Genomic DNA, 17335 nt, shown 5'->3' with positions numbered 1-17335 from the left:
CTCTCCGTAGCCACAGGGGTGACGAGTCCGTTGCTGAGCCTCATCCTTCCAAGAAGGAACAGATAGGGCTATGCGGACTGTTTCGCCGCACACCTGGGCGAACGGTGACCTGCGAGGTCAAAGATCAAGCCGAGGCGGTGGGAAGGGGCTGTTCGGTCCAGATGGACTTGCCGGTGCGGGTGTGGCGGGTGCCCCAGCGCTGGCAGAGGGCGGAGATGAGCTGGAGGCCGCGGCCGTCCTCGTCGGTGACGGAGGTGTGGCGGATGTGCGGCGTGGTCAGGCTGGCGTCGGACACCTCGCAGATCAGCGCACGGCTGCGGAGCATGCGCAGCCGGATGGGGCCGCACGCGTGCCGGATGACGTTCCCGACCAGCTCGCTGACGAGGAGTTCGGTGGTCATGACCAGGTCCTCGTCGGTCAGGTCCCACTCGGCGAGCTGGGCACGCACCAGGTCGCGGGCCTGGCCCGCCGCCACCGGGTCCTCCGGCAACGGCCACTCGGCGACGTTCTCCGAGCCCAGCGGGTGGGTGCGGACGAGCAGCAGGGCGGCGTCGTCTATCAGCTCGCCGTGGGCGGGAAGCAGAGCGGAGGTGAGGGTGTCGCAGAGGGCGTCCAGGCCGGACGCGTCCGCCGCCGATGTCGGCATGGCGTTCACGGACTCCAGAAGGAGCTCGGCGAGACGGTTCATGCCGGTGGTGACGTCCCTGTCCTTGCTCTCGACCAGGCCGTCGCTGTAGAGGGCGAGCAGGCTGTCGGCGGGCAGCAGGGTCTCGCGGACTTCGTAGGGAGGAGCGGCCACGCCCAGCGGCGGGTCCGGGGTCATGGGCAGGAAGGCGACGGTGCCGTCGGGGTGGGCCACCGCCGGGGGCGGTTGACCGGCGCTGGCGTACGACAGAAGCCGGCTCACCGGGTCGTAGATGCCGTACAGGCAGGTGACGAACGCATCGCTGCCCTGCTCGCCGACGATGTCGTTGAGGTGGCCGAGGATCTCGTCGGGCGGCAGTTCCAGCTCCGAGAGGGTGCGGACGGCCGTGCGGAGTCCGCCCATGGTGGCGGCCTCGGCCATGCCGTGGCCCATGACGTCGCCGATCACGAACGCGACCCGGGCCGCGGAGAGCGGGATCACGTCGTACCAGTCGCCGCCGATGTCGGCTCCCTGCTTGGCCGGCTGGTAGCGTGCCGCCGCCGTCACCTCGGGCAGCTCGGGCAGCGCCTGGGGCAGCAGGTTGCGCTGGAGTGTACGGGCCCGGGTCGTCGCCTCGTCGTAGAGCCCGGCCCGGTCCAGGGCCTGCGCGATCAGTCCGCTGAGCGCGGTCAGCAGCGTCCGTTCGTCGTCATCCAGCACCCGCGGTCTGCCGAAGCAGATCACCACCGCGCCGATCCCGCGCCCCGATACCGCCAGCGGCAGAAAGGCCCACGCCTGCGTGCCGCCCTCCCGGATCAGGGTCTCGGTTCCGGGGTAGCGCTTCAGGAACTCCTCCCGGGAGGAGATGAAGAGGGGGGTGCGAGTACGCAGGGCGTCCCCCACCGGGTTCGTGGTGTCCAGTACTGCCCACTGCCTGTCCAGCATTCGGGAGAAGCGCTCCGAACGCCCCCGGGAGCCGACCACGGTCAGCCGGTCGCCGGCCATGCCGACCATGACGAGCCCGGTGGCCCCGAGCGGTGTCATCACGCCGTCTGCCACCGCCGTCATCACATCCTGGGCTGTGACAGCCTCGGCCAGCTCCCGCGTGATCCGCTGCACCAAGGCGCCCCGCTCCGCGGCCGCCCGCTCCGCGGCGGCCCGGTCGGCCTCGCGCAGATGCCGCTCGGTGGTGTCGGTGATGTAGAGCGTGAGGCCTTCCGGCACCGGCACCAACCGCAGGTGGTACCAGGACGTCCCGTCCGGCCCCGGTACGTCGAATCCGGCGGGCACGCCCTCGGCCGCCGTGGCCCGGCATCGTTGCTCCAGCTCCGGCACGGCACGTATCGCGGGAATGTCCCAGAGCATGGCTCCGGCCACATCTCCCGCGGCGCCGAGGAGCCGCTCGGCGCCGTGATTGAGAAATCCGATGCGCCAGTCGGTGTCCAGGGAGACGAAGCCGTCGCTCATGTGCCGCAGCGCCCGCCCCACCGACTCGGCGGCGGCATGTGTTTCGCTGCTGTCCCGGATGGTGCCGATCACCTTCACCGGTGTCCCTGCTTCGTCCGTGATCGTCCGGGCACGGGCCTCGATCCAGAGGTAGGTGCCGTCCTGGCGCCGGATCCGGTACTCGCCCTGGAAGCCGCCGCGCATCTGGATGCCCGTGTCGAAGCCGGCCACCGCCCCCGGCAGGTCGTCCGGGTGGATCAGCTCCGCCCACGCCTCGATGCCGCCGCTCATCACCCCCGGATCGATGCCGGCCAGCACCTCCTCGACGGGCAGGTCGGAGGTCAGCTCGCCCGTGTGCAGGTCCCAGGTGTACGTGAAGGAGGGCACCCGTTCCGCCTCCCGCGTGGCGGCGGCCTCCCGCGGTCCTGGCCCGTTCTCCAGGGCGCGCAGCAGGGTGGGGGACGGATTGAGGATTCCGGACGACCTGAGCCTCCCGGACATCCAGGCCGCCACCTCTTCGAGGAACCTGTGCTCCGCCGCGCCGGGCTCGGCGCCCGGGGCGAAGAGGACGGACAGCGCGCCGCGTCGCCAGCCACCGCTCGGAATGGGGACGGCCAGGTGACCGATGCCGGCGGTGAGCCGGGAAGGCCACTGGGCGATGGGGCCCCGGCCCGGCAACGGGTCGGGCGGAGCCAGATCGGGCTGCCAGATGATGGTGTCGTTGCGGGCGGCCCTGCCGGGGGGCGCCGTGCCGCGTACCGGGATGATCAGCCAGGGCCGGGTGATCGACTCAGGCAGGCCGCTCTCGGCGACCAGGTAGAGGATGCCGCTCATGCCGGCGCCCGGGAGGTGCACCATGCCGCCCAGACCGTGTACCTCGGCCACCGCATGCTGGAGCCCGGTCAGCAGCACTTCGACATCGTGCCGGTCCTCGTCCACGGCGTCGAGCAACAGCATCCGCAAGCGGTGCCGCTCCAAGGGCCGTGCGCTCTGTATGGTCCCCAGGCCCTGCGGTTGGTGCAGCGGCTGGGGGGCGTGGGGTATGGCCGGGCCGGTGTTGTCCGCGTCGCCGCCTCTGATGTTCACCACTGCCGACCCTCGCCTCCGCTCGGCGCTCGGGTACCCGCTGGGACACATGCGACCGGATGTGACCTGCAGTGATCTGCAGTGATCTACATCCGCCGAATCAATCCTATTCAGAACAACTTAGGCGATTTCACCTGCTCTGTGAAAACCTTTCGCGGTGATTGACCGTATGTGGTGGTCGACTCACCCTTCGTTACCGCTGATGCCTCGTCCGCGGGGCTCGGAACGGCGGCGTTGCCTCGAGCCGGCGGCGGCCACCAGGCTGGGAAGCCGAGGTGATCCAGGGCTCGCCGTCCGAGGTACGCCCCGAGCGCTCGTCGCCCAGCGCGGCGCCCAGTGCTCGAACGGAACCACCTGCGCCAGGACGCCCCGCACATCACCTGAAGTGACCTGGTCTCCATACGGCTACGTCGAGCGTGGCTGGGCCGTCGGGATCCTTGAGGTGAAGTACAACGCAAGGGCAGAGGCCAGCGCGAGGATCGCAAGCGCGGCGCGCAGGCCGTCCAGCCTGGCCTCGGCGTTCGCCTCCATCGCGGCCTGGGCCACAGCCTTGTGCGTGCCGGCTTCATCGAGAGCGGTCTTGAGTTGGGCGTCCGACAGAAAGGTCACACCACTCTGAAGTTCGATCGCCGTCTGGTTCTTCACTCTGGCCGGGATCGCGGGATTCTGCTCGACGCTGGTCAAAAACGAAGACGTGAGCGTGGCAATCAGGATCGATCCCGCCAGTGCCGTGCCGATGGAGGAGCCGAGGTTGGTGACGGCGTTCTGCACGCCACCCACTTCCGCGCTCTGTTCGTCCGGCACCGCGGAGACTGTGACGGACCCGAGCTGGGACGCCAGCGCGCCCATGCCGATCCCGATGAGCAGAAGGGGGATAGTGACGATTTCCGCTCCCGCACCGGCGTCGAGGGCGGCCATCAGGACCACCGCCCCGACGAACATCGCGACGATCCCGAGCCGGACCACCCGCCTCGGTGAGATGTCCGGGAGGAGGCGTGGGATGAGAGTCGCGGCTGCCACCAACGTCAGTGAAAGCGGCAGGAGCCGCGCGCCGGTCGCGAGTGCGGACAGTCCCAGAGCGACCGACAGATAGAGCGGTACGACGAAGAACACACCCATCAGGACGACGTACTGGAAGAAGAACATGATCAGACCACCCGTGAGCTGCCTGTTGTGCAGCACGGCCGGGTCGATGAGCGGCTCCCGGTGCCGCACCACGAGACGGGCCTCCCACGCGACGAAGAGCCGGATCAGAAGCAGCCCCGCCAGCATCAGCCACACGACCAGCGAGACTCCGAGCCAGGACGGCGCATCGGGCTTCGGACGGAACCAGCCCCATTCGTCTGAACGGAGCACCCCGTAGACGAAAGTCCCGAGCCCGAGCGCGGACAGCGCAGTGCCGACGAGATCGATGTGCGGGCGCTCGCTGCTCAACACGTCAGCGACACGGCGAGCGAGCAACAGGATGCCGATCACCACCAGGACCTCACCGGCGAACACCCATCGCCATGAAAGGTACGTCGCTGCGAAGCCGCCGATGAGGGGACCGAGCGCGATCGCCACGGCACCAGCGGCCGCGACGAGTCCGTAAGCGGCGGGACGCCGTTCAATGGCGAAGTTTCCGGCCACGAGCGCCACGACCGCGGGCAGGATGAGCACCGCGCCGATGCCCTCCAGAAACGACCACCCGATCAGCAGCACGGTCAGGTTCGGCGCGAGCGCTGTGGTGAGAGAGCCGCATCCGTAGATGCAGCAGCCGATCATGAAGGCGCGCCTCCGGCCGATCAGCGCCCCGACCTTGCCGCCGGGAATCATGAACATCGCCATCACGAGCGTGTAGGCCGTGATGGCGCCTTGGATCCCGCTCACCGTCGTACCCACGTCGTCGGCCACCGCTGCGATCGAGACGTTCATGACGGAGCTGTCCAGCGCCATCAGAAACTGACCGGCTGCGAGCGTCAACAGGACGAGCCGCGCCCTTGCCGAGCTCTCGGCAGTGTCAGTCCCGCGAGTCATTCGCGAAGCATCTCAGCTGCCTGGGCAACCGATCCTCGACCACGCCGCGGAGATCAACCGCTTGGCGGGCATGAACTCGACGAAGCCGGTCCAGGCGGAAGCCTTCCCGGCTCCTACCGCCCAGGCCGTGCCTGCCCTGCCCGCTGCCCGACGCAAAGGACTCAGGGGGCGGGCAGTGGCACGGACTGTGCCGGGCGGGCGTCGCGCAGGCCGCGTATTCACCGCGCGACGCCGCCCTGAGGGGACTCTCGGATCGGGTAGCAGGGCACCATCAAGAGCCACGGCACCACTGATCGGCGTGCCCGAGCGGACAGGGCGCCGTCGCCAGCCCGCAACTGGGTCGCCTGCAAGCGCCGAAACAGAGGGCACATCCAGCCGACAGCGCAGCCTGCTGGATGCGCTCCCACACCTTGACGGCAACCTTGCAATGATCCTGGACGCGGCATCGCGTGGGCCGAAGTCGCCGTTGAGTCCGGCACTGTCCACCTCCGCGACTCCGAGGCCCCTGCCCGCAGCCAAGTCGCCTTCCGGCCTCTGAGCGGGCCGCCTTCGTGCTGTACGCGACCAAGGCTGAGCGCGTCCGAGGCCAAGCCTTGTCGGCCCCGCCTCTCGGGGACGACAGGACCAGGACGGGGGACACAGCCGGATGAGTGTGTCGGAGATGTGTCGCGAACACTGAGAGGGGGCGGGAGCCGGTGAGACTGACTCCCGCCCCCTCTTGTGGGCTGTCGGCTTGGTCAGACCGCAGTTCACGTTCTTGACTGTCGAGTCCCCTCGGCAGGGGACTCGGAGCATGGGGGGCGGGCGAAACAGCTGATCCCCGGTGGGCAGTTGGCGGGCCGCCCAGAGCCGGACCCTCGATTCAGCAGACGGAAGAATCCTGCGGGTTGATCGCATTGTCAGTCCCCCCTGCCATCATCCCGCCATGTTTTACGACGCCTTGGTGGCCGAATCCCGCAGGAACGACGCGCTCGACGGCGTGAGGTCCGCCGTGCTCGAGCGCGTCCGCTGGCTCGTCGACCTATTGGAACGTCAGCGGGCGGAGCCTCGGTGGGACGCCTCCGCGGCGTTGCGGGGACCGGGGGAATTCGAGCGCGTCCAGGCGATGAACGCGGCGACCCGGGCCGAGATCGAGGGCAGGCTTGAGGCCTGCTCGCAGGAGGAGGGCAGGGCCGCGGTCCTGTGTCTGATGCTGGCCTCCCGCTTCGACAACTCCGGGTTCTGGCGGTACGACTCCGGGATCAAAGCCGTGCTCTCACGGGTGCACGGCTGGGCGCCGGACGAGGTCGCGGTGATGCTGTTGCGCGTCGCCGAGTCCGACATGGGCTTCTGGTCCGCCGGTCCCCTGGGGATGGCGCTGGATGCCGCCGCGCAACTCGACGCCGACGGCTGCCGGTCGGTCGCGCCCTGGCTGCGACACGCTCACGCGAAGCTCATGAGCGGCGATGTTCCCGCGCACCAGCACGTGCCGCTCGTCAAACGCCTCCGTGTGCTGCTCGCGAGCGTGGACGAGGCACTCATCCCCGAGGGGCTGATCCCGCCGTACGCCCCCTGGGCCGCCCCGCTGCGCGACCGCGCGGACACGTTGCCGACGCCGGAGTTGGCCGACTTCGTCCGGCACCTGGCGGGTCTGTCCGGGCCGCGTCCCTCGCAGCGGTGGCGGCGGACGTGCCTCACGCTCATGGACGCCGCGTCGGCGCACGGTCCGGTGGCCGAGATCCTTCGGGCGCTGGCCGAGGACGATCCGCTGTGCAGCCGGGAAACCGGCCCGCACTCCGGTTGGAGCTCCGGCACGTACCACTACCACTACCTCGTTCACCAGAACGACGGGGAACTGGCGCGTGGCGTGGTCTGGGCGGGCACCCTGACCGGCGGCCCGACAACTGTTCCGTACCTCGGCGCGCTCGCCCTGCGGACCGGCGGCCCCGGGGCCGACGTGATCGAGGACCTCAAGCTCGCGGGCGCGGCGATCAACGCGCTGGCCGAGATCGACGATCCGGCCGCGCTGGAGACTCTGTGGCGGCTGCAATCGGGGATCAGGCACCGGGCGCTGCTGAAACAGCTCGACACTGCGCTGGTGACAGCCGCCGCAAGGCAGGGGATCACGGCGGGCCAGCTCATCGAGCGCAGCGTGCCCGGTCACGGCCTCGAGCCGGACGGGTCGCTCGAGCGGGAGCTGGGCGGATACCGGGCGCGTGTGACGGTCGAGGACGCGGTGACGGTGCGGCTCACCTTCACGGGTCCCGCCGGCCGGACTTCCCGTACGGCTCCGGCGGCGGTGAAGGACGGTTTTCCGGACGAGCTCCGGGAGTTGAAGGCCCTGGCCAAGGAGGTGCGGCGCACGCTGTCGGGGGAGCGGGCCCGCGTCGAGGCGCTGATGTCGGCCGGGCGCGAGTGGCCGTACGACGAGTGGTGCCGCCACTACCGCGACCATCCGGTCACCGGGACTCTCGTTCGCGGCCTGATATGGGAGTTCCAGGACACGGACGGCGAATGGCGTGCGGTGGCACCGATGGCCGAGCCGCCCGGCGAGCCCGAGCGCGTCCGGTTGTGGCACCCGATCCTGGCGACGACGGACGACATCAGGGCATGGCGGGAGCGGCTCGACGCCGAGCGGCTACGGCAGCCGTTCAAACAGGCCTTCCGGGAGATCTACCTGCTCACTCCGGCGGAGGAGCACACCGGTGTCTACTCCAACCGGTTCGCCGCCCACATCGTCCACTACCGGCAGCTCTACGCGTTGTTCAAGGAACGCGGCTGGCAGGCCAACTTCCTCGGCCGGTACGACGGCGGCTACGACGGCCAGGGGCGGGCCGAGTTCGGCGACGGCGAGTGGCGGGCCTGCTTCCACCACGAGCCCGCCGCGGACGACGACGGCGGCTACGCGCCCGAGCACGCCGCGACGGACCAGGTCCGCTTCGAGCGGCGGAACGGCCGGCGCTGGCGGGAGGTTCCGCTGGCGGAGGTACCCCCGACGGTGTTCAGCGAGGCGATGCGGGACGTCGACCTCTTCGTCGGAGTGACCTCGATCGCCGCCGATCCCGACTGGACCGACCGTGGCGAGGACCGCTACGCCGCCTACTGGCGGACGGCCACGTTCGGTGCCCTGACGGCGAGCGCCGAGGTCCGCCGCGAGGCGCTGGAGCGGATCCTGCCGCGACTGAAGATCGCCGACCGGTGCACGCTCGAAGGCCGCTTCCTGATCGTCCGCGGGGACCTGGGCACGTACAAGATCCATCTGGGTTCGGCCAACATCCTGATGGAACCGGACGATGCCTACCTGTGCATCGTCCCGTCACGCGGCAAGGGTGACGGCAGGATATTTCTTCCGTTCGAAGACGAACGGCTCTCACTCATCCTCAGCAAGGCATTTCTACTGGCCGCCGACACGAACATCACCGACAAGACCATCCTCCGCCAGATCAAGAGGGGCGCCTGATGAACCTCGCAGCACGGCTGATGCGCGCGCTGACCGACCCGGACTTCATCCTCGAGGACGAAGACCGGCACCCGGACCTGTCGCAGGTGTCGGACGAGGAACTCGGCAGCCTGCTCGTGGCGGCCCACAGGCTGGACACCTCGGCCACGTCCGCGATGACAATGGCCCGCTTCATGGTCGAGCGCGCCGCCCAGGAACGGCAGCCGCGCTACACGCCTGCCGCGTGCCGCGCGATGTTCGAGGCACTCGTCCAAAAGTGCCGGGTGCACGGCTGGGCGGACCTCACCCTGGGCCTGGGCGCTCTGGAGCGCTGCGCGGGGCCCCTGCCCGACGTGTCCGAACCAGCCCGCACCCTGGCCGAGTTCTGGCTGGAGAAGGACACCGTGCGTCAGCCGTACGCGCTGCTCGCGGTCGCGGGGCTCGCCGGTGACGGCACACTGCGCGCGGCCATGGAGCGCCTCTCTCGTGATGTGGGCCCCATCGTCGCTGACGAGATGGCCGTCATCGCCGGACTCGCCCCGGCCGAACAGGCGCTGCTGTCCGAGATCGACCGGGACCACAGGTTCGTCTCACCGCTCGCGCACGCGTGGCGCAGGTCGGCCGACAACCCCGCCTACGTGGCGTTCGCTCGCCGCGCGCTGGAAGCGGCGGCCGACCGCACCGACGCGATCCGGGCGGGCGAGATCCCCTACCGGGCGGACAAGGCGTTCACGGACCGGGAGATCACTTCGCTCGGACAGGCCCTGCGGGTGGCGCTGCTGCGCGACGAGCCCTGGCTGCCGAAGCTGTTCGAGCGGCTGCTGCCCGGCGTCGCCCTCGCCCCGACGTCGGCGAAGACACTTCCCTCACAGGCCCTGCTGTACGAAGTGGGCCGCGCCGCACAGGACTTCCCGACGCCCGAGCTGGTGACCGCGATCCGCACCGTGCGCCGGACCGTCCGGCATGCCGGGGTGCCCAAGCAACTCGACAAGATGCTCAAGAAGATCGACGCGGCCCTGGCCGAGCGCACCGACGTGGCGCTACGGCTGCCGAGGCTCGAGTTCGACACAGCTTCCATCAGCGGCTCCGCCGAGGGCGGCGTCCTGCGCCGGTCGGCCGGCGACTACCAAGCCGTCATCACGGTCACGGAGAGCGCGACACTGACCTGGGACAAGGACGGCCGCCCGCTGCGCAGCGTCCCGGCGCCGGTCCGCCGCGACCACGGGGCCCTTGTCAAGGAGCTGCGCGAGCTGGTGAAGCGGGTGAATGCCCACCTTGTCACCCTCGTACGCGCGTTGGAGGGCGGCATCACCGTCGAGGCCGTCCACCCGTACGGCTGGTGGCGCACCGAACTGGCCGGGCATCCCCTCGCCCGGACCCTCGTACGCCGGCTGATCTGGGAGATCGAGGTCGCACCCGGCGAGTGGCGGGCCGTACTGCCCGAGACGGACCAGCACCTTCCTGACGCGCCGGACGACGCCTCCGTACGGCTCTGGCACCCCCTCCGCTCCGATCCCGCGGCCGTACGGGCCTGGCGGGACCTGCTCTCCGAACGGCGGATCCGGCAGCCGTTCAAGCAGGCGTTCCGCGAGATCTACCTCCTGACCCCGGCCGAGGAGGACACGCGCGTCTACTCCAACCGCTTCGCCGCGCACCTCGTCCACTACCGCAAGATGTTCGCCCTGTTCCGGGCCCGGGGATGGAAGAGCGACCGGCTCGGTCCCTGGGACGGAGGGGACGGCGACGAGGCCGAGCGCACCCTCGCGGCGGGGAAGTGGCGGGTCCGCTTCTTCCACAGCTGGGCCGACTGGGCGGGCGACGACGAACTGGCCTCGACCGACCAGGTGCGCTTCGACCGCCGGGTGGATGGAGCCTGGCGCGAGGCACCGCTGGCCGACGTTCCCGCAGTGGTGTTCAGCGAGGCGATGCGCGACGTCGACCTCTTCGTCGGAGTGACCTCGATCGCCGCCGATCCCGACTGGAACGACGGCGCCCACCAGCGCGCCTACTGGGAGCGGGCAGGGTTCGCCGAGCTGACGGAGAGCGCCGAGGCACGCCGCGACGTGCTGGAGCGGATCCTGCCGCGGCTGAAGATCGCCGACCGGTGCACGCTCGACGGCCGCTTCGTGATCGTCCGCGGCGATCTGCGCACGTACAAGATCCATCTGGGTTCGGCCAACATCCTGATGGAACCGGACGATGCCTACCTGTGCATCGTCCCGGCACGGCGATCCGGCGACGGCAGGGTATTTCTTCCGTTCGAAGACGAACGGCTCTCACTCATCCTCAGCAAGGCATTTCTACTGGCCGCCGACACGAACATCACCGACGAGTCCATACTCACGCAGATCAAGCGAGGTGCCTGATGGCCACCGTGACGTTCCGGGACGAGACCGCGACGGGAAAGCCGCTCACCGAGTTCGAGGTGTCCGGGCAGCCGGCACGGATGACCGTACGGGAGCTGATCAGGCTCCGGGTCCGCGAGGAGGTCACCCGGCACAACGCCCGCCCGACCAACCACTTCAACGGCCTCGTCCGCCCCGACGACGCCGAGACGGAGCTGAACGGCTACCGACTCCGCGAGCCACGCCGCATCGACTGGGAGCGCCAGGCCGACATCGCCGAGCGCGCCTTCCTGGCCAACGGGTTCTTCGTGCTGACCGGCGACCGCCAGGTCGAGGATTTGGACGAAGTCGTGGATCTCGCGGCCGATCCAGGTCTGGTCTTCATCAAGCTGGTCGCCCTTGCCGGCGGCTGAAGGACTGGCTCTTGCGGAGCTCCTTCAAGAGCTCTTGCGGAGTTACTGCCCCAACCCGCGGCACGAGTACATGAATTGGGCCATCAAGACCGGCGGTGGCAGCGTCCCGTGCCCGGAGTACGTCAGGGGGCACACCCTCCGGCGCAGAAGTTCGGATCCGTCCCGACCTGCGCAAAGAGGTTGGAGGTGATGGTCAACCAGCCTAACCTGGCTGGCCGTTGGCTTCAGACTTGGCTAGGTCGGCGGCGATCGACCGCACGTTCCGACCGGTGGAGACCGCCGGCTCTCCCGAGTGGCTTTGATCACTGTGACGGAGCGTCAGTCCTGAAGGGAACCGATCCGCGCTCGAGGCCACAACCTCTTTGTTCCGAATTGGGTCCTGGAAGGTCGCCGGCCTGGCACCCATGTCAAACATGCAGTTCAGGGCGTTGGAGGTGTTGGCTCCCGTTGCCGCTTGAGGGTCCCTGAGCCCGAGATCATCTCCAGGGTTTCTCCATGGAGGCCTGAATTGGACCGTGCCGCGGATTCGCGGCGCGGCTGCCATCCGTGCGTGCTGAACGTAAGGCCTTGGCCGTTGGTTCATGTCATGATCACGGACGGCTCATCCCTCTCCGGCAGGACCCGCTCCATGCGAACCATCAGCGTCATCACCGCCGTTCACAACGGCGGTCACCACTTCATCGGTGACACCTATGAATCCCTGCGCGAACAAAAACTCCCGGCCGACTGGCAATGGGAATGGTGCGTCCAGGAGGACGGCACCTCGGGTATCCCCGTGAACGTCCTGCCCAGTGACCCCAGAATCGCGTTCGGGACGGGACTGCCGGCGCGAATCGCGGTGACACGTACACACGCACTCGCGCGCGCGACAGGAGACCTGATCCGGACGCTTGACGCAGATGATGTCCTGCTGCCAGGTGCGCTGGAGCGGGACATCGAGACCCTGGAACGCGTTCCGTGGTGCGTATCGGCCTGCGTCGACCTCCACGAGGACGGGAGCACCGCACCGGGTCCCTACGACCCTCCGGGCGGCCGCCTCGAGCCGGCCGACCGTTTCTATCGCGAGGTGTTGGAGAACCGTCTGTCCGTTCAGGCGACCACATTCGCTGCTAACCGTCGCCTGGTGCTTGCACTGGGCGGCTGGCAGGCACTGTCCGGAGCCGAGACCGTTGCGCTGCTCCTTGCCGCGGAAGCCGTGGCACCCGGTGAGTTCATAACGGAGCCGAGCGTCCTTTATCGCAAGCATCCCAACCAGACGACCGCATCGCATCACTATTGGGAGCCGAGTGAAGCGGCCACTCGAATTCAAGCGCTCGTACAACGCGCCGGCGCCCTGCGGGACTCAGGTTGGACGTGGCGGTAGGTACACCACCACGGGCACGCGACTCAATGATCGGTACGGGCCGGAGCGCGCCCAAGGGCGACATGTCCGATGCCCCTGGAGCTCTCCAGAGGCCTTGTAGTTTGTGCCCCGGTTCCTTCGTTCGGCCCATAGCGGTCGCTGTGGCGGATCAGCCGGGGTGTCATGGCACTACGCCCCGCGCTCAGAGCGGATGCGCGGCGGGATTCGCACTTCAGACAGGCGAACCCGTGCAACTCGACTTCGGAAGGTGGAGACAGTGACGCAGTTCAACAAGGGCGATCGTGTCGAGTACCAGGGGCAGGACAACCAGAGGCACACCGGAGAGATCCGCCGTATCCAGGGTGAGTCGCCCCAGGCGAAGTACACCGTCCGCGACGAGAACACCAAAGCGGAAGAACAGGTCGAGGAGCGGAAGATCCAGCGTTCGCTGTAACCACAGCATCGTGATGAGTCGCCCCCTTGCGAGGGTGGGCGACTCATCGGCGTGAGGGACTTGCTGTCCGGCAGTCGGCGAATCGAGGCTCTGCTTCGCGAGCACGAGTGACACCCCTGCCCGCCTCCGAGGCCCCTGGCAACCGCGTCCAGAGGCCTCGTCGTTGCTGAATCACTCAGTCCAACCGATAGCCGATCTCCGCAATGTCTTCCGCGAGGTCGGCCAGGGTGATCTCTGTTCGTCGCTCATGCACTATCCCGAGCGTGCAACCAACTCCCGAAGGATGACACCACCGTTCACTGAGCCTTGACGTCCCCGCCTCGTAGGGATGACAGGACCAGGCGCCCGTATCGCGTTGTAAGGACTGCCGCTGCGGCGGCGACCGATGGTACGGGAGTGCATTCGAGGGACGCCGCCAGACGCTTGCCTTCGAACGTGGCGAAGGCGTAGGCGCTCCACCAGTTGACGCAGATCGCAGGGTGGGAGTCGTAGCGCGGGTTCCCGTAGTAGTCGGCAGGCCGCAGCCGGTCGGTCCAGGGGCGGTGCGTGATGCTGGAGGCCTGATCGGGGTGGTCCCATTGTGAGGTGCCGTTCGCGTCGAGAGCATCCAGGAAGCGGCGGTAGCGCGCAACGGTCACGGCATGGCGATCGAAGCGTACGGGACGCTCGACGGGACGGATCAACAGTCGTTCGGCAGGACCGACCAGGTACGCCCCAGCGAGCAGCACGCAGTTGTCGCTCGCCGGACTGCCGTGCAGGCGTTCTTGCATTTCAACGGGTTATGCGCGCTGCTGACCCCCCTCCGAGGTGACTGGAGACTTCCCGACATCCAGGACGACCGCCGCTTGGAGCAACTCGTAGGCGTATCTCTCTGCTGCACTATTCATTCGTTCCTGCGACGGAAGAACGCACCACATCACGAGACAGACGATGGTGGCGAGAAGAGTAAAAACGTTCACGTGCGTGAGAGGCGGCTGATGGTCGAAATTCGCGCGCCACAACATGTACGCCACGACGCCAAGGACTACCAGGAGCGCGGTAATCCGCCCCGCCCAGCGAATACCGTAGAGGTTCCGATTGAAGCCGTAGCTTCGGTTCTCGGCGCAGACGAGTGGGAACCTCGTTTCGTCCCGCGTGAGGCTGCGGACCTGCCCCACGGCAACCTCGATCACTTCATTTGCCCTTGCCGGGTTCGCCCGCTCACTGCGAACCGAGAGGAGGGCGATGCCAGTCACGGATGACACCGCCTTCCGCCAGTTCTGTCGTTGCAGCGTATTCTGTCCCTCTTGTCGGAGGCGGAGCTTCTGGATGGTCGGGGAGCCGCCCCATGACCTCCAGAGCTTCTCCTGAACCTTCCGTCCTTGGTGACGTACAAGCTCAGCAAGAACGATCGGACCGCCGGCCAGAGAAAGTGCGGTGAGGACGGAGACAACCACCGGAGCCTTGCTCAGTCCAAGAACTGCGAGGGCAACGTTGACAGGTAGCAGTACGAGGAGGCCGGGCGCAAGACGCGCGCGGCGCTCGTAGGCGTCCAGCCACAGCACCTTGAGCCTCCCCGCTGTCTTCGACTTCATTGTGAAGCGGTTCAGGGGTGCACGAGCCGTACCCCGATCGGTCAGGCGCGTCGAAGGTGTGGCACATCGTCACCCCCTGAGTCAGGTGAACGGGGTACCCCGGGCCGATCAGCGCTGCATACGGCTGCATATACACCAGGACCTCGGCCTCAGTTTCCGCTGGTGACGGGGTCTTTGGGCACCTCACACTGAGTGCCCCCGGCAGCATTCGAACCCGCACCCACGCCTCCGTACGCCATCAGCGCCTGTACGGATCCCCCTCCGGCAACCACGCGTCCGAGGCATGGATGCCGAAGTCGCCGACCCCGTCGGCCAGGGCGTCGGCCACCGCCCGCACCGCCGGGCGTTCCTCGGCGCGGCGGTGTACGACGGACCAGGCCCAGTGGACCGTCGGGGCGACCACGGGGCGGCATACGAGGCCGGGCGGCAGAAGAGTGGTCTGTCCCTTGGGGCAGTTGACCACCGGGCGGCGGATGCGGCGCACATGGTCGAAGAAGGCGGGGCCGGTGACACCGCCGTCCGCGATCCGGACGGCTTGGGCCCCCGTGTCCTGCGACAGGCGCTCGGCGAAGTCGTTCCAGGAGGCCCAGGACGTGATGTCGTCGTCGATGAGAACGATCGTGTCCTGGACCCTGACCTCGCTGTCGTCATCCCCGGCGGCGACCGCGTACAGCCGGTCCGCGCCGATGAGCCGGGCCTCCAGGCCGAGCCGTTCCAGGTCCTCGGACCGTATCCAGCACACGGCGACGTCCAGGCTGCCGTCCGCGACCCGGGCGGCCTGGGTGTGGGACGGTGCGACCCAGGCGTCGATGCGCAACTGGGCCACCTCGGCGGTACGGGCGGACAGGTCCGGGGGCAGCCAGTTGACGTAACCGAGCCGTACAGGTTCCGAACCGGCCAGGCGTCCTGCGCGCCGCTTCAGGTCGTCGGCCCGCTCCACCAGGGCGCGGGTGTGCGGGAGCAGGGCCGCGCCGGCCTGGGTGAGAGCCACCGAGCGGCGGTTGCGGTCGAACAGCTTGACCCCGAGGTCGCGTTCGAGTGCTTTGATCTGCTGCGACAGGGACGGACCGGCGATCAGCAGCCGGTCGGCGGCCCGGCCGAAGTTCAGCTCCTCGGCGACCGCGAGGAAGTACCGCAGTTGACGCAGCTCCACGCTCGCCATGCTACGTCGCTGGGAGCCTGCGCCTCCCAGCAGCAAGGCAGCCGATCGTGGCGTTCGCCCTGGTCAGGAGCCCAGGATGGGGGCATGGCAACGCGGCTCCCGCCGCGGCTCCCAGCCCCCACTCGTGGACCTCCGAGGACTTCGTCATGCCTGCGCGCCCCCAGCGCCTGTCACCTGCCCAGGCGGCTGCCCCGCTCCGTTCGCCCTGGGGCCATGTCGCCCGGGCCGCCGCAGCGCTCGCGGCGGGCATGGGCGTCGGCCGGTTCGTCTACACGCCGATCCTTCCGCTGATGCACGCGCGGGCCGGGCTCTCCGCGGGCGCCGGCGCGAACCTCGCCACCGGCAACTACGCCGGCTACCTCATCGGCGCCCTCACCGGCATCCTGGCCCCCGCCCTGGTCCGCTCGCCGGCCGTGCTGCGCGGCTCTCTCGTCGCACTGACCGCCACGCTGGCCGGTATGCCCGCCACGGACAGCACCGCCGTATGGTTCGTCCTGCGGCTGGTGGCGGGGATCGCCAGCGCGCTGGTCTTCGTGATCTCGGCGGGCTCCCTCCTCAGCCACCTCCGGGAACACCCCGCCCACCTGCCCGGCTGGGCCTTCGGCGGAGTGGGCGCCGGTATCGCCCTGTCCGGGCTGCTCGTGCTCGTCCTGCGTGCCGTCGGCGACTGGCGGACCGCGTGGTGGGCCTCGGCCGCACTCTGCGCGGTCCTCGCGGCCGTCTCCTGGAACCTGCGCCCCGAAGACACCCCCGCCCCCGGCCCGGACGCCACGGCTGCAGTGCCCAGGGCACCCACACACCGCTGGTTCGGCACCCTGTTCGTCAGCTACACCCTGGAGGGCGTCGGCTACATCGTCGCCGGTACCTTCCTCGTCGCAGCGCTCGGGCAGAGCTCACCGGGCTGGGCCGGCAGCGGCGCCTGGGTGCTGGTCGGTGTCGCGGCGGTGCCGTCCGCGGCGCTGTGGGCCCGGCTGGGCCGCCGCTGGTCCCGCCCCGGGCTGCTGCTCACGGCGCTCGTCGTCCAGGCCGCCGGTATCGCCCTGCCCGCGCTGTCCGGCTCGGTGGCGGCGGCGCTCGCCTCCGCGGTCCTGTTCGGCGCCACCTTCATCGGAGTCAGCACCCTCGCCCTCGCCGTGGGCGCCCATCTGCGGTTCCCCCGTTCGGTCGCCCTGCTGACCACCGGATACTCGGTGGGCCAGATCCTCGGACCACTGGTCGTCACGCCGTTGCTCCACCACGGCTACCACCAGGCCCTGCTGCCGGCCGCCTTCGTGGTCCTGGCCGCCGCAGTCGCCGCCGGTGTCCTGCGGATCGGCTTCCCGCACCACACGTCGGCGCCGCGGCACGGACTGCCCGCCCAGCGGACCGGAGAGGCGAGGGCCACAGCGGCCCCGGGCGACCACACCTGACCCTCCCGCGCTACCGTCAGACTGTCGGTGCGGTCGCTCAACCGC

At 69.1% G+C, this 17335-nt stretch carries 11 protein-coding genes; 6 read left to right on the top strand and 5 right to left on the bottom strand.

Annotated features, from left to right (window positions below):
• Nucleotides 1-124 precede the first annotated feature (124 nt).
• On the bottom strand, nt 125-3160 hold the full coding sequence (locus ABZ845_RS15650) for a SpoIIE family protein phosphatase (protein WP_360978858.1): 3036 nt from the start codon (nt 3158-3160) through the stop codon (nt 125-127).
• A gap of 402 nt (nt 3161-3562) precedes the next feature.
• Nucleotides 3563-5173, bottom strand: a complete 1611-nt coding sequence (locus tag ABZ845_RS15645; RefSeq protein WP_360978855.1) for an MFS transporter — start codon at nt 5171-5173, stop codon at nt 3563-3565.
• Nucleotides 5174-6098: 925 nt separating this feature from the next.
• Here ABZ845_RS15645 and ABZ845_RS15640 point away from each other — a divergent pair.
• From ABZ845_RS15640 to ABZ845_RS15620, 5 genes are all read left to right on the top strand, one after another.
• Entirely contained in the window at nt 6099-8612 is a 2514-nt protein-coding gene (locus ABZ845_RS15640; protein WP_360978852.1) for a DUF4132 domain-containing protein, read from the top strand.
• Complete coding sequence (locus ABZ845_RS15635; RefSeq protein ID WP_360978849.1) at nt 8612-10957, top strand: DUF4132 domain-containing protein; 2346 nt, start codon at nt 8612-8614, stop codon at nt 10955-10957. The genes ABZ845_RS15640 and ABZ845_RS15635 overlap by 1 nt, the downstream gene beginning before the upstream one ends.
• Nucleotides 10957-11349, top strand: a complete 393-nt coding sequence (locus ABZ845_RS15630; RefSeq protein ID WP_360978846.1) for a hypothetical protein — start codon at nt 10957-10959, stop codon at nt 11347-11349. Before ABZ845_RS15635 ends, ABZ845_RS15630 begins: the two co-directional genes overlap by 1 nt.
• A gap of 628 nt (nt 11350-11977) precedes the next feature.
• Complete coding sequence (locus tag ABZ845_RS15625) at nt 11978-12712, top strand: glycosyltransferase (RefSeq protein ID WP_360978843.1); 735 nt, start codon at nt 11978-11980, stop codon at nt 12710-12712.
• 256 nt (nt 12713-12968) lie between these two features.
• Nucleotides 12969-13145 carry a hypothetical protein gene (locus ABZ845_RS15620; RefSeq protein WP_360978840.1) on the top strand — a complete coding sequence of 59 codons (177 nt, stop codon included), beginning with the start codon at nt 12969-12971 and terminating at the stop codon, nt 13143-13145.
• A 296-nt stretch (nt 13146-13441) separates the two neighbouring features.
• On the opposite strand, the gene ABZ845_RS15615 is transcribed toward ABZ845_RS15620, so the two are convergent.
• The 3 genes from ABZ845_RS15615 to ABZ845_RS15605 form a co-directional block, all read right to left on the bottom strand.
• On the bottom strand, nt 13442-13915 hold the full coding sequence (locus ABZ845_RS15615) for an SUMF1/EgtB/PvdO family nonheme iron enzyme (protein ID WP_360978837.1): 474 nt from the start codon (nt 13913-13915) through the stop codon (nt 13442-13444).
• 9 nt (nt 13916-13924) lie between these two features.
• Nucleotides 13925-14719, bottom strand: coding sequence for a hypothetical protein (locus tag ABZ845_RS15610; RefSeq protein ID WP_360978834.1), 795 nt, complete (start codon nt 14717-14719; stop codon nt 13925-13927).
• A gap of 238 nt (nt 14720-14957) precedes the next feature.
• The gene (locus tag ABZ845_RS15605; protein ID WP_360978831.1) at nt 14958-15881 is read right to left on the bottom strand and encodes a LysR family transcriptional regulator; all 924 of its coding nucleotides are present in this window, start codon (nt 15879-15881) and stop codon (nt 14958-14960) included.
• A gap of 146 nt (nt 15882-16027) precedes the next feature.
• Between ABZ845_RS15605 and ABZ845_RS15600 the strand changes: the two genes are divergently transcribed.
• Entirely contained in the window at nt 16028-17290 is a 1263-nt protein-coding gene (locus ABZ845_RS15600; protein ID WP_360978828.1) for a YbfB/YjiJ family MFS transporter, read from the top strand.
• Nucleotides 17291-17335 lie beyond the last annotated feature (45 nt).

It is taken from the genome of Streptomyces sp. NPDC047022 (genome assembly GCF_040644155.1).
In the GTDB taxonomy this organism is placed as follows: Bacteria; Actinomycetota; Actinomycetes; order Streptomycetales; family Streptomycetaceae; genus Streptomyces.
Note: the sequence above shows the minus strand (reverse complement) of the source record. Positions and strands in the feature narration are given on the sequence as shown.

Coding starts and splice junctions, on each gene's coding strand:
- ABZ845_RS15645 (WP_360978855.1), bottom strand. CDS start 5,173: ATGACTCGCGGGACTGACACTGCCGAGAGCTCGGCAAGGGCGCGGCTC.
- ABZ845_RS15640 (WP_360978852.1), top strand. CDS start 6,099: ATGTTTTACGACGCCTTGGTGGCCGAATCCCGCAGGAACGACGCGCTC.
- ABZ845_RS15635 (WP_360978849.1), top strand. CDS start 8,612: ATGAACCTCGCAGCACGGCTGATGCGCGCGCTGACCGACCCGGACTTC.
- ABZ845_RS15630 (WP_360978846.1), top strand. CDS start 10,957: ATGGCCACCGTGACGTTCCGGGACGAGACCGCGACGGGAAAGCCGCTC.
- ABZ845_RS15625 (WP_360978843.1), top strand. CDS start 11,978: ATGCGAACCATCAGCGTCATCACCGCCGTTCACAACGGCGGTCACCAC.
- ABZ845_RS15615 (WP_360978837.1), bottom strand. CDS start 13,915: ATGCAAGAACGCCTGCACGGCAGTCCGGCGAGCGACAACTGCGTGCTG.
- ABZ845_RS15610 (WP_360978834.1), bottom strand. CDS start 14,719: ATGAAGTCGAAGACAGCGGGGAGGCTCAAGGTGCTGTGGCTGGACGCC.
- ABZ845_RS15605 (WP_360978831.1), bottom strand. CDS start 15,881: ATGGCGAGCGTGGAGCTGCGTCAACTGCGGTACTTCCTCGCGGTCGCC.
- ABZ845_RS15600 (WP_360978828.1), top strand. CDS start 16,028: ATGCCTGCGCGCCCCCAGCGCCTGTCACCTGCCCAGGCGGCTGCCCCG.